Origin of the sequence: Faecalibacterium sp. Marseille-P9590, assembly GCF_017377665.1 — a bacterium.
Taxonomy (GTDB): domain Bacteria; phylum Bacillota; class Clostridia; order Oscillospirales; family Ruminococcaceae; genus Faecalibacterium.
Map to the genome: position 1 here is coordinate 64,931 of NZ_JAFREF010000005.1, position 14,961 is coordinate 79,891.

Genomic DNA, 14,961 nt, shown 5'->3' on the forward strand with positions numbered 1-14,961 from the left:
AACACCCCGCTGTGTCATGCAGCGAGGTGTTTTTGTTTTTATGCTTCAGAACGAGCCGCCCGACGAGCCGCCGAAGCCGTCGGAATCGACGGACGAACCGCCGGAGGAGTTGGACTCCTTCTTGGGCGGGTCGTAGGTGCGCTCCCGGGTGGTGTGGGTGTAGCGGTCACGCTTGACCCGGAGGGCGAAGCCGGGCATGTACTCGTCGGCCTCCATTTTCTGCCGGGCCGTCTTCATCTGGTGGTAGAGGATGAGGCAGATGAACGCCGAAATGCCGAGAGGGAAGATCATGGCAATGAGCAGGTCTTCCAGGCCGATGTCGTTATCCACATCGATGGGCTCGCCATAGTCGGCATAGTAGTCCAGTGCATAGTCGCACATATCGATGTAGGTATAGGCGGCATCTGCCCATTCCTCATCGGAGAGCTCCGGGACGATCTCGTCCTCCTGCTGCTCGATGCGGTAGTCGGTGAACGCCGTGACGCCCTCGCCGTAGGTGATGGTGACGTACTTGCGGGAGCCGACTGCCAGCAGGAAGAGGATGCCGCTCTGTTTGTCGCCATAGCCGAGGCCGTTGGAGATGTAATAATTTTTCGCGTAGTCGCGCTGGTCGGCATCGCCGATGTCGTCCACCACGAGGAAGTAGACATCCACGTCGTGGCCGTCAGAGGCGCTTTCGGCCTGCTCCTCGAGGTCGGCCAGCGTATCGGCGTCAAAGACGCCGCACTCGTCCCGCACCAGCGGGGCCGCTGCCCCGGCCGGCAGGGTCAGGGCCATGCAGAGCAGGGCCGCAGCCAGAAGGGCAAACAGTTTTTTGCAGTATTTCATATTCCCGTCTCCCCCTCTCACAGCAGCATGATGAGAGCCGTCAGTATCATCAGCGGGATGCTGATGCCGGCAAACCATGCAGCTACCCTGCCCTTATCCACGGGCAGGTCACCGATGAGCTTGCCGGTCTGGCCGTTCATCGCAAAGAGGAAGTCCTGCTCCTTCCAGCGGGTGTGGAGCATCCAGACCGGCAGCAGGGCGTAGTGGGGTTCCAGCGTCCGCGGGTCGAGCTGCTCCGAGAGAGTCTGGACGCCGGTGTAGCCGCCCAGCGTATCGTGGAGGGCCGCAGCGGTGCTGTTCTTCATCCGGGTCAGGACGCGGGCAGCACACTTCTTGTCGTCCTCGTCGTACCGGTCAGCCAGAAAGCCGGGCAGGTAGGCCGTGGAGAAGGGCTTGAGGTCGCTGTAGTCGAAGGGCTCGATGGCGTCCATATGGGCATCCGGCATCTTGCTGGAGCCGTCCACCGGCACCCGGACAAAGTCGGCGTCGCCCACGCGGGCCACGTCGAAGTGCCTGGTGGTGGTGACAATGTAATCGCCCTCACGGTGGCTCTCGCTGATCTCGGCCTTGTAAGCGCCCCGGGCCTCCATCCGGCCATCGTAGAGCCAGAACGGCACATACACGCCCTGGATCTCCTCGATGTGGTTGGACTCTTTGAAGGCTTTGGGGAGGAAGGCTTTGCCCTTATAATACTTCTTCAGGTTCTCGATGGCGGTCTTTTTGTCCATCCGGAAGGGGATGATGTACTCCGGCTTGAGCTTGCCGGAAAGCTGTCCACCCAGCACAGTGGGGTTGCCGCAGTAGGGGCAGGTGGTGGCAGCTGTTTCGGGGCCGCAGACCAGCTCTGCACCGCAGGAAGTGCAGGTGCGGCTGCTGAGATCTCCCGTCTCCATCTCCCCCCAGACAGGGCCGCTGGACGCTGCCTTTTCGGCGGCTTCGGCGGCCTTATCGGCCTGAGCCTGCTTTTCGCCGTAAAGAGCCTCGACCTGTGCTACATCGTAGGTAGAGCCGCAGTAATCACAGCAGAGCTTTCCGCTGGCGCTGTCGAACCGCAGCGGGCCGGTACAGGCCGGGCATTGGTAATTCGTGGTATTTTCTGCCATATCTCAGCTCCCCTTTCAGGCTCCGAAAGGCTTGCCGCACTCGGGGCAGAACTTAGGCGGGTTGGACGGGTCGGCAGGGGTCCAGCCGCAGTTCGGACACTTGGCCGCCGGGCGGGGCTTACCGCACTCCGAGCAGAATTTGCCGGTATTGTGTGCGCCGCAGCTGCACACCCAGCCTGCTTCGGGGCGGGGCTTGCCGCAGGCGGTGCAGAACTTGCCGGTGTTGCCGGTCTGGCCGCAGGAGCAGCTCCAGCTGCCAGCCGCCGGGGCGGCTGCGGGGGCAGGAGCTGCGGCAGGCTGCTGCTGTGCGCCCATCTGGTAGAGGGCCTGGGCGTTGATGCCGCCGGCAGCAGCGGCCTGATTCATGCCCATAAAGGCCATGGCCGGGCCGGCGGAGGTATTGGAAGCCGCTGCCTGCATCGCCGAAGCCTGTGCGCCCACCATGTGGGCGGCGGCGCGGGTCGGGTCCATGAAGGCGGCGCTGCGCTGCAGCTCCTTGATCATCTGCTCGTCTTCTTCGCTGGCTTTGACGCCGGACACGCCGAGGGAGACGATCTCGATGCCGCGCAGCTTGCTCCACTTGCCGGACAGCTCCTGGTTCAGGGCCTCGGCCAGCTCGGTGGTATGGCCGGGCAGAGCCGAGTAGCGGATGCCCATCTCGCTGATGCGGGCGAAGGCGGGCTGCAATGCGGTCATCATCTCGGTGCGCATCTGGCCTTCCAGCGCGTCACGGGTGTACTCGTTTTCCACATTTCCGCAGACGTTGGTGTAAAACAGGATGGGGTTGACGATGCGGTAGCTGTACTCGCCGAAGCAGCGGATGCTGACGTCGATGTCGATGCCGGCACGCTGGTCCACGACGCGGAACGGCACGGGGCTGGGGGTGCCGTACTTGTTGCCCATCAGCTCCTTGGTGTTGATGTAATAGATGCGCTGGTCGGTGGCAGCCTGACCGCCGAAGCTGAACCGCTTGCCGATCTCGGCAAACACTTCGTCGATGTTCTTGGCCAGACCCTCGCTCAGCAGAGAGGGCTGGGTGCCGGTGTTATAGGTGTACTCGCCGGCCTCGGCGCAGAGGTCTACCACCTTGCCCTGCTCCACGATGAGGGCGCACTGGCCCTCGGCCACGGCCACGATGGAACCGTCGGTGATGATGTTCTCGGTGCCGTGGCGGTTGGAAGAGCGCCCGGAGACTTTCTTCTGTCCCTTGACAGCCAGCACCTCCGCCGGGAGAGCGCTGCAGTAAAAGTATTCTTTCCACTGGTCGCCCATCACGCCGGATGCCGCGCCCAATGCTGCTTTGACAAGACCCATAAGCCATATCTCCTTTATCTGCCCGTTTTTTCAAATGCGGGCTTTTTCTCAGTATACCACAAAACGCGCCGCGAAAAAAGAAAACCCTTGCATTTTATCCCCGATGGGTGTAGAATACTCCCGACAAACAAATACAGGGGAGCTTGTGGAAGCAGGCTGAGAGGAAGTTCTCAAACTTCGACCCTTTAGAAATTGTTTTCGGACAGTTTCTGCACCTGATGCGGATAATGCCGCCGTAGGAAGTCATAACACCGTTTATGGATTTTTACAGGAGACGCCGCAGAGGGCGTCTCCTTTTTTGTTGTCTCCGGCTGAGGGGGAGCGCCCTGAGTCCGGGTCATGATTTGCGATGGGAAGCCGTGTTCCGGCGTGAGAGGAGGCCAGTGAGCCTCGACCGCTTCTTCCGTTTCCGGTATCTCTGCGCGGGTGCCGGGTCTGTTCGTGTGCGGGAGCGGCGGTCTGCCCCTGCACTTATTTTTTGTTGAAAAGGAGCACTCACTATGAAACACTATTCTGCTAAAAAGCTGGCCCTCGCCGGTATGTTCTGCGCTGTCGCTGTTGTGGGCAGCGTCTTCTCCTTCCCGGTCTTCGGCAGCAAATGCGCCCCTGTGCAGCACATGGTCAACATCCTCTGCGCTGTTCTGCTGGGGCCTTACTACGGCGTGGGCGTGGCTTTCGTCGCCTCCCTGCTGCGCAACCTGCTGGGTCTGGGCAGTCTGATGGCTTTCCCCGGCAGCATGTTCGGCGCACTGCTCTGCGGCATCGTCTTCCACAAGACCAATAAGCTGCTGCCCACCCTCGTGGGCGAGGTGTTCGGCACCTCCATCCTCGGCGGTCTGTGCGCCTACCCCGTCGCCATCCTGCTGATGGGCAAGAGCGCCGGTGACATCGCGTTCTACGCCTACATCGTCCCCTTCCTCGTCTCCACCGCCGGCGGTGCCATCATTGCAGGCGCACTGTTGGCCGCACTTTCCCGCGCAGGCGCACTCCGCGCCATGCAGGCCAGCCTGAGCTGATTCGAAGGAGAAGCCCATGTTTCAGAGCATCTTTGCCAATGTCCGGGCCAAAAGCCCGCTTGTCCATAACATCACCAATTACGTCACCGTCAACGACTGTGCCAACATCGTCCTCGCCTGCGGGGCGTCCCCCATCATGGCGGATGATGCCGCCGAGGTCGAGGACATCACCTCGCTGTGTGCCGGGCTGAACCTCAACATCGGCACGTTGAACAGCCGCACCATCCCCTCCATGCTGCTGGCGGGACACACCGCCAACCGGCTGGGCCGTCCTGTCGTGCTGGACCCCGTGGGCGCAGGCGCTTCCCATCTTCGCACCGAAACGGCACTGCGCCTCCTGCGGGAAGTGAAGTTCACAGTCATCCGGGGCAACATCTCCGAGATCCGGACGCTGGCGGCAGGCAGTGGCACCACGAAAGGCGTGGACGCCGACACCGCCGACAAGGTGACTGACGAGACGCTGGACAAGACCGTGGCATTCGCCAAAGCGTTTGCGGCCCGCACGGGGGCGGTCGTCGCCGTCACCGGTGCCATCGACATCGTGGCCGACGGAGAGCGGGCTTTCTGCATCCGCAACGGCCACCCCATGATGAGCGCCGTCACCGGCACCGGCTGTCAGCTCTCGGCCCTGACGGCGGCATTCTGTGCAGCCAACCCGGACAAGCCTCTGGAAGCCGCTGCTGCAGCTATCTGCGCCATGGGCCTTGCGGGCGAAGCAGCTCACAGCCGCCTTTCCAGGCTGGACGGCAGCGCCACCTACCGCAATTACATCATCGACGCGATCTACCACATGACCCCCGAACAGCTCGAGGAAGGAGCACGCTATGAAATGCGATAAACACACCATGCTTCTCTACGCCGTCACCGACCGGGCGTGGACGGGCCGCGAGACCCTCCGCCAGCAGGTGGAAGACGCGCTGAAAGGCGGCGTCACCTGCGTCCAGCTGCGGGAAAAGGAGCTGGACGACGCGGCATTTTTGCAGGAAGCCATGGAGCTTTCCGCCCTCTGCCGCAGCTATGGCGTACCCTTCATCATCAACGATAACGTCGAGATCGCTATAAAATGCCATGCCGACGGCATCCATGTCGGGCAGGAAGATATGGCCGCAGCGGACGTCCGCGCCAAGGTCGGCCCTGACATGATCATCGGTGTGTCGGCCCATTCCGTCGAGGAAGCGCAGCTGGCCGTGGCCCACGGCGCGGATTATCTGGGCGTCGGCGCGGCATTTTCCACCCACACCAAAACCGATGTGGACGTCCTGCCGGAGGGCAGACTGAAAGAGATCTGCGCCTCCGTGGATGTGCCGGTCGTGGCCATCGGCGGCATCCATAAAGACAATATCCTCAAGCTCAAAGGCTCCGGCGCGGACGGCGTGGCCCTCGTGAGCGCGATCTTCAGCGCCGAGGACATTGAGGCTGAGTGCAAAGAGCTGAAGGCACTGACAGAACAAATCATCTAAAGGAGCAAACCCATGAAAACTGCACTTACCATCGCGGGCAGCGATTCCAGCGGCGGCGCCGGCATTCAGGCCGACCTCAAAGCCATGACCATGAACGGCATCTTCGCCATGAGCGCTGTCACCGCCCTGACGGCCCAGAACACCACCGGCGTATCCGGCATCTTCGAGGTCAGCCCCGAGTTTCTGGCCCAGCAGATCGACGCCGTGTTCACCGACATCCGCCCCTGCGCCGTCAAGATCGGCATGGTGTCCTCTGCCCCGCTCATTGAGACGATCGCCGAGCGTCTCCGCTTTTACAAGGCGGAACACATCGTCGTGGACCCCGTGATGGTAGCCACCTCCGGCTCTGATTTGATTGCATCGGATGCCGTGCGCACCCTGCGCCGGGAGCTGTTCCCTCTGGCCGAGGTCATCACGCCCAACCGGCACGAGGCCGAAGTGTTGTCCGGCCTGCACATCTCGGGCCGTACCGACATGAGCGCCGCCGCCCGGGCCATCGCCGCCGACTGCGGCTGTGCCGTCCTGCTCAAGGGCGGCCACAGTGACACCGACGCCGACGATCTGCTCACCTTCCCGGATGGCACGGAGATCTGGTTTCCGGGTAAGCGTATCGCAAACCCCAACACCCACGGCACGGGCTGCACTCTGTCCAGTGCCATTGCGGCCAACCTTGCCAAAGGGTTTGCGCTGGAAGAAGCTATCGCCCGGGCCAAGGCTTACCTGACCGACGCGCTGAACGCGCAGCTCGACTTGGGCCGCGGCTCCGGCCCGCTGGACCACACTCTGGGCGGCGTCGGGGTCGAAAACTGGATGCACGGCGTCCCGGACGCTGTTCATAAATAAAGAGAGCGTATTTTCGGAGGATTTTCAAATGCAGACTTACACCACACAGATGGATGCCGCCCGCAAGGGCATCGTCACGCCCCAGATGGAAACGGTGGCCAAGAAGGAGTACCGCACCGTCGAAGAGATCCGTCAGCTGGTCGCTGAGGGCAAGGTCGCCATCCCGGCCAACAAGCACCACGAGTGCCTGAACCCCGAGGGCATCGGCTCCATGCTCCGCACCAAGATCAACGTCAACCTCGGCGTCTCCCGCGACTGCAAGGACTACAACATCGAGATGCAGAAGGTCATGAGCGCCGTCAACATGGGCGCAGAGGCCATCATGGACCTCTCGAGCCACGGCAATACCCAGCCCTTCCGTCAGAAGCTGACCCACGAATGCCCCGTCATGATCGGCACTGTGCCGGTGTATGACTCGGTCATCCACTACCAGCGCGACCTCGCCACCCTGACGGCACAGGACTTCATCGACGTGGTGCGTCTGCACGCAGAGGACGGCGTGGACTTCGTCACCCTCCACTGCGGCATCACCCGTAAGACCATCGAGCAGATCCGCAAGCATAAGCGGAAGATGAACATCGTCAGCCGCGGCGGCTCGCTGGTGTTTGCATGGATGTGCATGACCGGCAACGAGAACCCCTTCTATGAGCACTTCGACGAGATTCTGGACATCTGCGAAGAGCACGACGTCACCATCTCTCTGGGCGATGCCTGCCGCCCCGGCTGCCTCGCCGACGCCACCGACGTCTGCCAGATCGAAGAGCTGGTGCGTCTGGGTGAGCTGACCAAGCGGGCCTGGGCGCACAACGTCCAGGTCATGGTGGAAGGCCCGGGCCATGTGCCTCTGAACCAGGTCGCCGCCAACATGGAGATCCAGAAGACCCTCTGCATGGGCGCACCTTTCTACGTCCTCGGCCCCCTCGTCACCGACATCGCCCCCGGCTATGACCACATCACTGCTGCCATCGGCGGCGCTGTCGCGGCCATGAGCGGCGCAGCCTTCCTGTGCTACGTCACCCCTGCCGAGCATCTGGCTCTGCCCAATGTGGACGACGTCAAGCAGGGCATCGTGGCTTCTAAGATCGCCGCCCACGCTGCCGACATTGCAAAGGGCATCCCCCACGCCCGGGACATCGACGACAAGATGGGCGACGCCCGCCGCGTCCTCGACTGGGATGCGCAGTTCGCCTGCGCCCTCGACCCCGAGACGGCAAAGGCCATCCGTGACGCCCGCCTGCCCGAGGACGACCACAGCGACACCTGCTCCATGTGCGGCAAGTTCTGCGCCGTCCGCAGCATGAACAAGGCTCTGGCCGGTGAGTACATCGACATCCTGTAAGCTGCTGTAAAACCGATATTTTCATCGCTTTTGCGATTTTTCTTCTCCATTGCCGCCCGGTACAAAAGCCGGGCGGCTTTTTTGCTGTTCTATACTACTTTTATACTGCTTTTGGAACTTCAAAACGCCCAAAATCAGCAAACCTTTCTTCTTCACAGAAAACAAAAAACCGCATGAACACTGGATTTTCCAGCATTCATGCGGTTTTTTTTCAAGTTGCGCCAGCAGGAGTCGAACCTACGATGGGGGAGTCAAAGTCCCCTGCCTTACCGCTTGGCGATGGCGCATCAGTAGAGAATAGTATAGCATATTTTTCAAAATTCCACAAGCCCGCCGGGCGGTTCCACCCAAATTTTCTGAGCCGGGCAGGCAAATCCCGTCCTTGCCGGGGTCTCACCGATATGGTATACTTGCTGTGTAAAAGTTTTTCTGTTCAGCGCACAGCGCAGAAAGGAGCGTGGCTTATGTTACACCATCTTGTCATCGGCGTTATCTTCCTCGTCTGGGGCATTGCAGACGTCCTCCGCGTCCAGCTGCCCGGCGTGCTGGCGCGGCGGCTGGAATCGTCCAGCGAAGAGGCCCGCCGCCTTTGGCAGAGGCTTCTGGGTGTGCTGGAGCTCATCGTGGGCGGCGGGCAGCTGCTGTTCTACTTTTTCTCCGACAATCAGACCGTCACCAGCATCATCCTCGCGGTGATGATACTCGCCGCCGTCTGCATCCTCGGGCCGTACTACCACTGGCGGAAGCAGGAAAAAGAGAACACACAGGAATGAATCACGGGAGGAAACAGTATGGGGCCCTGGTATTACGAAGTCGTGAGCTTTGACGGCGATTACGTCAACCTGCGCCGCACCGACATCGAGAGCGACGAGCTGAACCCGGTGGCACTGGCACTCCTGCCGCCGGAAATCGACGTAGGCAGCAAGCTCAAGTGCGAATATTTCCAGTACGAGATCATCGGCTGACAAAACGAAACGCCGCCCGTTCGGGCGGCGTTTCTGCATTTACCGATAAAGTTATACGCGCTCGGCCACCAGCTGGAAGCCTGCCTTGGTGAGCTCCTGCCGGATCTGCTCGATCTGGGCGTTGTCGCGGGTCTCGAGGGTCAGCTTGAGGAAGCAGCTGGAAATGGGCATGTTGGGGTCGGAGCCGTCGTGAAGGACGGACACCACATTGCTGCCGCAGCGGGAGACGATGTCGGCCACCTGCTGCAGCTGGCCGGGCTTGTCTTCCAGCGCGATGGTCAGGTTGGCCTTGCGGCCGCTCATGACGAGGCCGCGGGTGATGACACGGTTGAGGATGTTCACGTCGATGTTGCCGCCGGAGACGAGGCAGACGACCTTCTTACCCTCGATGGGCAGCTTGTGGAAGAGCGCCGCCGCCACAGGCACTGCGCCTGCACCCTCGGCCACCAGCTTCTGGTTCTCCATCAGGGAGAGGATGGCGGCTGCGGTCTCGTCCTCGGTGACAGTGACAATGTCGTCCACATACTCTTCACAAAGCTTATAGGTCAGCTCGCCGGGGGTCTTGACCTGAATGCCGTCTGCGAAGGTGGAGACGGCGGAAAGGGTCTGGTATTTGTGCTCATGGAGGGAGCGGTACATGCTGGGTGCGCCCTCGGCCTGCACGCCGTAGACCTTGACGTCGGGCTTCAGGCTCTTGATGGCGAAGGCCACGCCGGAGATGAGTCCGCCGCCGCCCACAGGCACGATGACGGCGTCCACATCGGGCAGCTGGTCGAGAATCTCAAGGCCGATGGTGCCCTGACCGGCAATGACCTGCTCGTCGTCGTAGGGATGGATGAAGGTCATGCCCGTCTCTTCCTGCAGCTCCACGGCCTTGTCGTGGGCGTCGTCGTAGGTGCCGGGTACGAGGCAGACCTCCGCACCGAGGTTCTTGGTATTCTCAACCTTCATGATGGGCGCGCCGTCCGGCATACAGACGATGCTCTTGATGCCGCGGCGGGTAGCGGCCAGCGCCACGCCCTGTGCATGGTTGCCCGCCGAGCAGGCGATGACACCCTTGTCGCTCTCTTCCTTGGAGAGCTGACTGATCTTATAATAAGCGCCGCGCACCTTGAAGCTGCCGGTCACCTGCAGGTTCTCGGTCTTGAGGTAGAGCTGGCAGTCTTTGGAGAGCCGGGGTGCCTCGATGAGGTCGGTCTTGCGGGCTACGTCCTTGAGGACAAAGGCGGCGTGGTAGATCTTATCCAGTGTCAGCATATCGTTTTTCCCATCCTATCTCTGTTTATCCATCCCGGCACACGGGCTATTTTTATTGTCAAAGACAGGATTTAGTATAGTTTACATAAATTGATTTGTCAAATGAATCTATTTCACACTTTAAGGCAGAAAGCGGAATTTGCTGACATTGTATTATAGAAAAAACGCCGCCATTCACCAAACAGCGAACAGCGGCGGGGTATTACCACTTTATCCTATTACTTTCCGGTAAACTCAAATCTCCGCGAGGATAGCATCACCCATGGCGGTGCAGCCGAGGCAGGTGCAGCCATCGCTCATGTTGTCGGCGGTGCGCAGGCCCTTGTCCAGAACCTTATTCACCGCGTTCTCAATGGCGTCAGCCTCCTCAGTCATACCGAAGGAGTAGCGCAGCATCATAGCGGCGGAGAGGATGCAGGCAGTAGGGTTGACGATGTCCTTGCCCGCGATGTCGGGAGCAGAGCCGTGGATAGGCTCATACAGGCCCCGGGTGCCGTCGCCCAGGCTGGACGAGGGGATCATGCCGATGGAGCCGGTGATCATGGAGGCCTCGTCGGAGATGATGTCGCCGAACATGTTCTCGGTGACGATGACGTCGAACTGGCTGGGGTCCTTGACGACCTGCATGGCACAGTTGTCCACGAACATCTCGCTGTACTCCACCTCGGGGTACTCAGCCTGCAGGCGGTGCATGACCGCACGCCAGAGGCGGCTGGTATCCAGCACGTTGGCCTTATCCACGCAGCAGAGCTTCTTGCGGCGCTTCATGGCCGTCTCGAAGCCGATGCGGCCAATGCGCTCGATTTCATGCTCCGAGTAGGGCATGGAATCCACAGCCTGCTTCTCGCCGTTTTCCAGCGTGTAAGTCTCGTGCTTGCCGAAGTAGACGCCGCCGATGAGCTCACGCACAATGATGAAGTCGATGCCCTTTGCCACGATCTCGGGCTTGAGGGGGCTGGCCGGGGCCAGCTGGGGCCAGATCTTGGCCGGGCGGTTGTTGGAGTAGAGGCCCATGCCGGCGCGGAGACGGAGCAGACCCTTTTCAGGGCGCTGCTCACCGGGCAGCCCCTCCCACTTTGGGCCGCCCACAGCGCCCAGAAGGACGCTGTCGGCCGCGAGGCACTTGTCCAACTCATGCTGGGGCAGCGGGTCGCCGTACTTGTCGATGGCCTCGCCGCCCATCGCGGCGTCGGTGTAGTGGAAGGTGTGGCCGTACTTTTCGGCCACCTTATCGAGAACGCGGAGGGTCTGCTTCACAATCTCGGGGCTGGAGCAGTCGCCCCAGATGACAGCAATGTTTTTTTCCATTTTAGGCTCCTTATTTCTTCGTCAGCGACTTCATCAGACCACCGTCGGCGATAATCTTCTGGATGAACGGCGGGAAGGGTTCGGCCTGGAAGGTCTTGCCGGTGGTCTCATCGGTGATAACGCCGGTATCAAAATTCACGCTGACAGTATCGCCTGCGCTGATGGCGTCCACAGCCTCGGGGCATTCCATGATGGGCAGACCGATGTTGATGCTGTTGCGGTAGAAGATGCGCGCGAAGCTCTTGGCGATGACGACGGAGATTCCGGCGGTCTTAATGGCCAGCGGTGCGTGCTCACGGGAGGAGCCGCAACCGAAGTTCCAGCCGCCCACCATGATGTCGCCGTCCTTGACGTTGTTGATGAAGTCCTTGTCAATGTCCTCCATGCAGTGGCTGGCCAGCTCTCTGGCATCCTGCGTGTTCAGGTGGCGGGCCGGGATGATGACGTCGGTATCCACGTTATCCGGGTATTTGAAAACAGAACCGTTTGCGTTGTTCATGGGTGACTCTCCTTTTCTCAGACCGTGCGGGGGTCGGTGATGTAGCCGGTCAGTGCGCTGGCGGCAGCGGTAGCGGGCGAAGCCAGATACACCTCGCTCTTGACGTGGCCCATGCGGCCCACGAAGTTGCGGTTGGTGGTGGAGACGCAGCGCTCACCCTCGGCGAGGATGCCCATGTAGCCACCGAGGCAGGGGCCGCAGGTGGGGGTGGAGACGATGCAGCCCGCGTCGATGAAGGCCGTCGTCCAGCCGCGGAGGATGCACTCCTTGTACACGGCCATGGTGGCGGGGATGATGATGCCGCGCACGCCCTTTGCGATGTGTTTGCCCTTCAGGATGTTGTAAGCGGCTTCCATATCCTCGAGGCGGCCATTGGTGCAGCTGCCGATGACCACCTGGTCGATCTTGATGTCCTTGCCCTCGCTGGCGGGGTGGGTGTTCTCGGGCAGGTGGGGGTAGCTGACAGTGGGCTCAAGTGCAGAGAGGTCGATTTCAATGGTCTTCTCATACTCGGCGTCCGGGTCGGCCTCATAGAACACCGGCTCGCGCTGGCTGCGGCCCTTGAGATAAGCCTTGGTCACGTCGTCCACGGGGAAGATGCCGTTCTTGGCACCGGCCTCGATGGCCATGTTGCAGATGCTCAGGCGGTCGTCCATGGAGAGGGAAGCGACGCCCGGGCCGGTGAACTCCATCGACTTATACAGCGCACCATCCACGCCGATCATACCGATGATGTGGAGGATGAGGTCTTTGCCGGAAACTTTCGGCGGCAGCTTGCCGTTCAGCACGAACTTGATGGCAGCAGGCACCTTGAACCATGCCATGCCGGTAGCCATGCCGGCGGCCATATCGGTGGAGCCGACGCCGGTGGAGAATGCGCCCAGTGCGCCGTAAGTACAGGTGTGGCTGTCGGCGCCGATGACGCAGTCACCGGCTGTCACGATGCCTTTTTCGGGCAGCAGAGCGTGCTCGATGCCCATCTGGCCCACATCGTAGAAATTGAGGATGTCGTACTTGTTGGCGAACTCGCGGCACTGCTTGGACTGGGTCGCGCTCTTGATGTCCTTGTTGGGAACGAAGTGGTCGAGGACGATGGCGATGTGCTCTTTGTCGAACACGCCGTTGAAGCCCGCCTTTTCGAACTCGTTGATGGCGACGGGGGTAGTGATGTCATTGCCCAGCACGATGTCGAGCTTGGCGTTGATGAGCTGGCCTGCCTTGACCTCGGCGAGGCCTGCGTGTGCGGCCAGAATTTTCTGCGTCTGGGTCATTCCCATGGTTCATTCTCCTTTTGATACTCTCTCAAAAATCTCTCTTTATTTATTGTTGATCGCACTGACCAGTGCATGGATGCCGGCCACGATAATATCGGTATCGGTGCCTGCACCCCAGGTGACGATGCCGTCGCCCCACTCGAGGCCGACGTAGGAAGCGGCGCGGGAGGTGGAGCCTTCGTCCAGACTGTGCTCGGAGTAAGTTTCCAGGTGGAAGTCCATGCCGGTGGCGCTCTGGATAGCGTTTGCCATAGCATCCAGACGGCCATTACCCACCGAGGTGACCACCTTGCGCTGACCGTTCAGATCCAGCGTGACGGTGGCGGTGATGCCGTTGACCTGTGCGAAGTGGGCCTCGACGACAGACAGGGGCTTCGACTTGTTGAGGAAGGTATCCTCGAAGATGTGGAGCACTTCGCCTGCGCTCAGCTCCTTGTGGCTGTGGTCGGACACGCTCTTGACCTTGTAGCCCAGCGCCTCGCGCATCTTGGCGGGCAGGTTGTAGCCGTAGTTCTGCTCCAGCACGAAGCCAATGCCGCCCTTGCCGCTCTGGCTGTTGATGCGGATGACGTCGGCGTCGTAGGTGCGGCCGATGTCGTGGGGGTCCACCGGAATATAGGGGCAGGTCCAGCGGTGGTCGCCCTTCTCCTTGCGGTAGGCCATGCCCTTTGCAATGGCGTCCTGATGGCTGCCCGAGAAGGCGGCGAACACCAGCTGGCCGGCGTAGGGGGTGCGCTCGTAGATGTGCATCCGGGTGACCCGCTCGTAGGTAGCACAGATGGCGGGCATATCGGAGAAGTCCAGCTTCGGGTCTACGCCGTGGCTGTACATATTCATGGCGAGGGTCACAGCGTCCACGTTGCCGGTGCGCTCGCCGTTGCCGAAGAGGCAGCACTCCACCCGCTGAGCGCCTGCCAGAACGGCCAGCTCTGCACAGGCGACGCCGGTGCCGCGGTCATTATGCGGGTGGGTGGAGATGATGACGCTGTCGCGGTATTTGAGGTTCTTGTCGCAATACTCGATCTGGTTTGCGTAAACGTGGGGCATACTCATCTCGACCGTGACCGGCAGGTTGATGATCATGGGGCGGTCGGGGGTGGGCTGCATGATGTCCAGGACCGCGTTGCAGACCTCAACGGCGTAGTCCACCTCGGTGCCGGTGAAGCTCTCGGGGCTGTACTCGAAGAGGAAGTTGCCCTCATACTCCTCGCTCAGCTGCTTGACCAGCTTTGCGCCGTCCATGGCGATCTGCTTGATCTCCTCCTTAGACTTGTGGAACACCTGCTCGCGCTGGGCGACGGAGGTGGAGTTATAGAAGTGGACGACCGCACGAGGTGCGCCCTTGACAGCCTCGAAGGTGCGGCGGATGATGTGGTCGCGGCACTGGGTCAGCACCTGCACGGTGACATCGTCGGGGATCATGTTCTTCTCGATGAGGGTGCGGAGGAACTCGTACTCCGTCTCGCTGGCGGCCGGGAAGCCGACTTCGATTTCCTTGAAGCCAATTTTGACCAGCATCTGGAAGAATTCCAGCTTTTCCTCGAGGCTCATGGGGACGATAAGGGCCTGATTACCGTCGCGCAGGTCCACGCTGCACCAGGTGGGAGCTTTCTCGATGTGGTCTTTCTTGACCCAGCTGTCATAGCCGGCGGGGACCGGGTAATATCCCGGTGCGTACTTGGTAGCGTCCATCATAATTCTTGTCCTCCATTTTTGCTGTGTCAACCTCTCGGTCTCGCATTCGCTCGACAGGGC

General features: G+C 61.0%; 16 protein-coding genes, 1 tRNA gene and 1 riboswitch. Of the genes, 7 read left to right on the forward strand and 10 right to left on the reverse strand.

The window, feature by feature from the left end:
- Window positions 1-45 precede the first annotated feature (45 nt).
- The 3 genes from J3349_RS07725 to J3349_RS07735 are packed head-to-tail and all read right to left on the reverse strand — an operon-like array spanning window position 46 to window position 3,245.
- Entirely contained in the window at window positions 46-828 is a 783-nt protein-coding gene (locus J3349_RS07725; RefSeq protein WP_207676996.1) for a TPM domain-containing protein, read from the reverse strand.
- 17 nt (window positions 829-845) lie between these two features.
- Window positions 846-1,931, reverse strand: a complete 1,086-nt coding sequence (locus tag J3349_RS07730; RefSeq protein ID WP_242699571.1) for a hypothetical protein — start codon at window positions 1,929-1,931, stop codon at window positions 846-848.
- Between the two features lie 15 nt (window positions 1,932-1,946).
- Window positions 1,947-3,245, reverse strand: a complete 1,299-nt coding sequence (locus J3349_RS07735; RefSeq protein ID WP_207676997.1) for an SPFH domain-containing protein — start codon at window positions 3,243-3,245, stop codon at window positions 1,947-1,949.
- Between the two features lie 125 nt (window positions 3,246-3,370).
- A riboswitch (TPP riboswitch) is annotated at window positions 3,371-3,504 on the forward strand.
- A gap of 241 nt (window positions 3,505-3,745) precedes the next feature.
- Between J3349_RS07735 and thiW the strand changes: the two genes are divergently transcribed.
- The 5 genes from thiW to thiC are packed head-to-tail and all read left to right on the forward strand — an operon-like array spanning window position 3,746 to window position 7,903.
- Window positions 3,746-4,261, forward strand: a complete 516-nt coding sequence (thiW, locus tag J3349_RS07740) for an energy coupling factor transporter S component ThiW (protein WP_158395090.1) — start codon at window positions 3,746-3,748, stop codon at window positions 4,259-4,261.
- A gap of 16 nt (window positions 4,262-4,277) precedes the next feature.
- Entirely contained in the window at window positions 4,278-5,099 is an 822-nt protein-coding gene (gene thiM, locus J3349_RS07745) for a hydroxyethylthiazole kinase (protein ID WP_207676998.1), read from the forward strand.
- A complete protein-coding gene (gene thiE, locus J3349_RS07750) occupies window positions 5,086-5,721 on the forward strand; it encodes a thiamine phosphate synthase (protein WP_207676999.1) in 636 nt (211 codons plus the stop codon). The genes thiM and thiE overlap by 14 nt, the downstream gene beginning before the upstream one ends.
- A 12-nt stretch (window positions 5,722-5,733) precedes the next feature.
- Window positions 5,734-6,564: a bifunctional hydroxymethylpyrimidine kinase/phosphomethylpyrimidine kinase gene (gene thiD, locus J3349_RS07755; RefSeq protein ID WP_207677000.1), complete on the forward strand. Its 831-nt coding sequence runs from the start codon at window positions 5,734-5,736 to the stop codon at window positions 6,562-6,564.
- A gap of 28 nt (window positions 6,565-6,592) precedes the next feature.
- The gene (thiC, locus tag J3349_RS07760) at window positions 6,593-7,903 is read left to right on the forward strand and encodes a phosphomethylpyrimidine synthase ThiC (protein WP_207677001.1); all 1,311 of its coding nucleotides are present in this window, start codon (window positions 6,593-6,595) and stop codon (window positions 7,901-7,903) included.
- 21 nt (window positions 7,904-7,924) lie between these two features.
- Here the strand turns inward: thiC and J3349_RS14190 are convergent, their stop codons facing one another.
- Entirely contained in the window at window positions 7,925-8,059 is a 135-nt protein-coding gene (locus J3349_RS14190; RefSeq protein ID WP_278251800.1) for a hypothetical protein, read from the reverse strand.
- A 60-nt stretch (window positions 8,060-8,119) separates the two neighbouring features.
- Window positions 8,120-8,190: transfer RNA gene (locus tag J3349_RS07765), tRNA-Gln, on the reverse strand.
- 177 nt (window positions 8,191-8,367) lie between these two features.
- Between J3349_RS07765 and J3349_RS07770 the strand changes: the two genes are divergently transcribed.
- Both J3349_RS07770 and J3349_RS07775 read left to right on the forward strand, forming a co-directional pair.
- Window positions 8,368-8,676, forward strand: a complete 309-nt coding sequence (locus J3349_RS07770) for a hypothetical protein (protein ID WP_207677002.1) — start codon at window positions 8,368-8,370, stop codon at window positions 8,674-8,676.
- Between the two features lie 18 nt (window positions 8,677-8,694).
- Complete coding sequence (locus J3349_RS07775; protein WP_015565547.1) at window positions 8,695-8,868, forward strand: hypothetical protein; 174 nt, start codon at window positions 8,695-8,697, stop codon at window positions 8,866-8,868.
- Window positions 8,869-8,919: 51 nt separating this feature from the next.
- Here the strand turns inward: J3349_RS07775 and ilvA are convergent, their stop codons facing one another.
- The 5 genes from ilvA to J3349_RS07800 all read right to left on the reverse strand — a co-directional run bounded on the left by ilvA (window position 8,920) and on the right by J3349_RS07800 (window position 14,901).
- Window positions 8,920-10,125: a threonine ammonia-lyase gene (ilvA, locus tag J3349_RS07780; protein WP_149794418.1), complete on the reverse strand. Its 1,206-nt coding sequence runs from the start codon at window positions 10,123-10,125 to the stop codon at window positions 8,920-8,922.
- A gap of 234 nt (window positions 10,126-10,359) precedes the next feature.
- Window positions 10,360-11,433 carry a 3-isopropylmalate dehydrogenase gene (gene leuB, locus J3349_RS07785; RefSeq protein WP_207677003.1) on the reverse strand — a complete coding sequence of 358 codons (1,074 nt, stop codon included), beginning with the start codon at window positions 11,431-11,433 and terminating at the stop codon, window positions 10,360-10,362.
- A gap of 10 nt (window positions 11,434-11,443) precedes the next feature.
- Complete coding sequence (gene leuD, locus J3349_RS07790) at window positions 11,444-11,932, reverse strand: 3-isopropylmalate dehydratase small subunit (RefSeq protein ID WP_158402788.1); 489 nt, start codon at window positions 11,930-11,932, stop codon at window positions 11,444-11,446.
- Between the two features lie 17 nt (window positions 11,933-11,949).
- Window positions 11,950-13,209 carry a 3-isopropylmalate dehydratase large subunit gene (leuC, locus tag J3349_RS07795; protein ID WP_158402789.1) on the reverse strand — a complete coding sequence of 420 codons (1,260 nt, stop codon included), beginning with the start codon at window positions 13,207-13,209 and terminating at the stop codon, window positions 11,950-11,952.
- A 39-nt stretch (window positions 13,210-13,248) separates the two neighbouring features.
- On the reverse strand, window positions 13,249-14,901 hold the full coding sequence (locus tag J3349_RS07800) for a 2-isopropylmalate synthase (protein WP_207677004.1): 1,653 nt from the start codon (window positions 14,899-14,901) through the stop codon (window positions 13,249-13,251).
- Window positions 14,902-14,961 lie beyond the last annotated feature (60 nt).

What these genes read in the sequence shown, in the direction of transcription:
- J3349_RS07725 (WP_207676996.1), bottom strand. Translation starts at nt 828, where the DNA reads ATGAAATACTGCAAAAAACTGTTTGCCCTTCTGGCTGCGGCCCTGCTC.
- J3349_RS07730 (WP_242699571.1), bottom strand. Translation starts at nt 1,931, where the DNA reads ATGGCAGAAAATACCACGAATTACCAATGCCCGGCCTGTACCGGCCCG.
- J3349_RS07735 (WP_207676997.1), bottom strand. Translation starts at nt 3,245, where the DNA reads ATGGGTCTTGTCAAAGCAGCATTGGGCGCGGCATCCGGCGTGATGGGC.
- thiW (WP_158395090.1), top strand. Translation starts at nt 3,746, where the DNA reads ATGAAACACTATTCTGCTAAAAAGCTGGCCCTCGCCGGTATGTTCTGC.
- thiM (WP_207676998.1), top strand. Translation starts at nt 4,278, where the DNA reads ATGTTTCAGAGCATCTTTGCCAATGTCCGGGCCAAAAGCCCGCTTGTC.
- thiE (WP_207676999.1), top strand. Translation starts at nt 5,086, where the DNA reads ATGAAATGCGATAAACACACCATGCTTCTCTACGCCGTCACCGACCGG.
- thiD (WP_207677000.1), top strand. Translation starts at nt 5,734, where the DNA reads ATGAAAACTGCACTTACCATCGCGGGCAGCGATTCCAGCGGCGGCGCC.
- thiC (WP_207677001.1), top strand. Translation starts at nt 6,593, where the DNA reads ATGCAGACTTACACCACACAGATGGATGCCGCCCGCAAGGGCATCGTC.
- J3349_RS07770 (WP_207677002.1), top strand. Translation starts at nt 8,368, where the DNA reads ATGTTACACCATCTTGTCATCGGCGTTATCTTCCTCGTCTGGGGCATT.
- J3349_RS07775 (WP_015565547.1), top strand. Translation starts at nt 8,695, where the DNA reads ATGGGGCCCTGGTATTACGAAGTCGTGAGCTTTGACGGCGATTACGTC.
- ilvA (WP_149794418.1), bottom strand. Translation starts at nt 10,125, where the DNA reads ATGCTGACACTGGATAAGATCTACCACGCCGCCTTTGTCCTCAAGGAC.
- leuB (WP_207677003.1), bottom strand. Translation starts at nt 11,433, where the DNA reads ATGGAAAAAAACATTGCTGTCATCTGGGGCGACTGCTCCAGCCCCGAG.
- leuD (WP_158402788.1), bottom strand. Translation starts at nt 11,932, where the DNA reads ATGAACAACGCAAACGGTTCTGTTTTCAAATACCCGGATAACGTGGAT.
- leuC (WP_158402789.1), bottom strand. Translation starts at nt 13,209, where the DNA reads ATGGGAATGACCCAGACGCAGAAAATTCTGGCCGCACACGCAGGCCTC.
- J3349_RS07800 (WP_207677004.1), bottom strand. Translation starts at nt 14,901, where the DNA reads ATGATGGACGCTACCAAGTACGCACCGGGATATTACCCGGTCCCCGCC.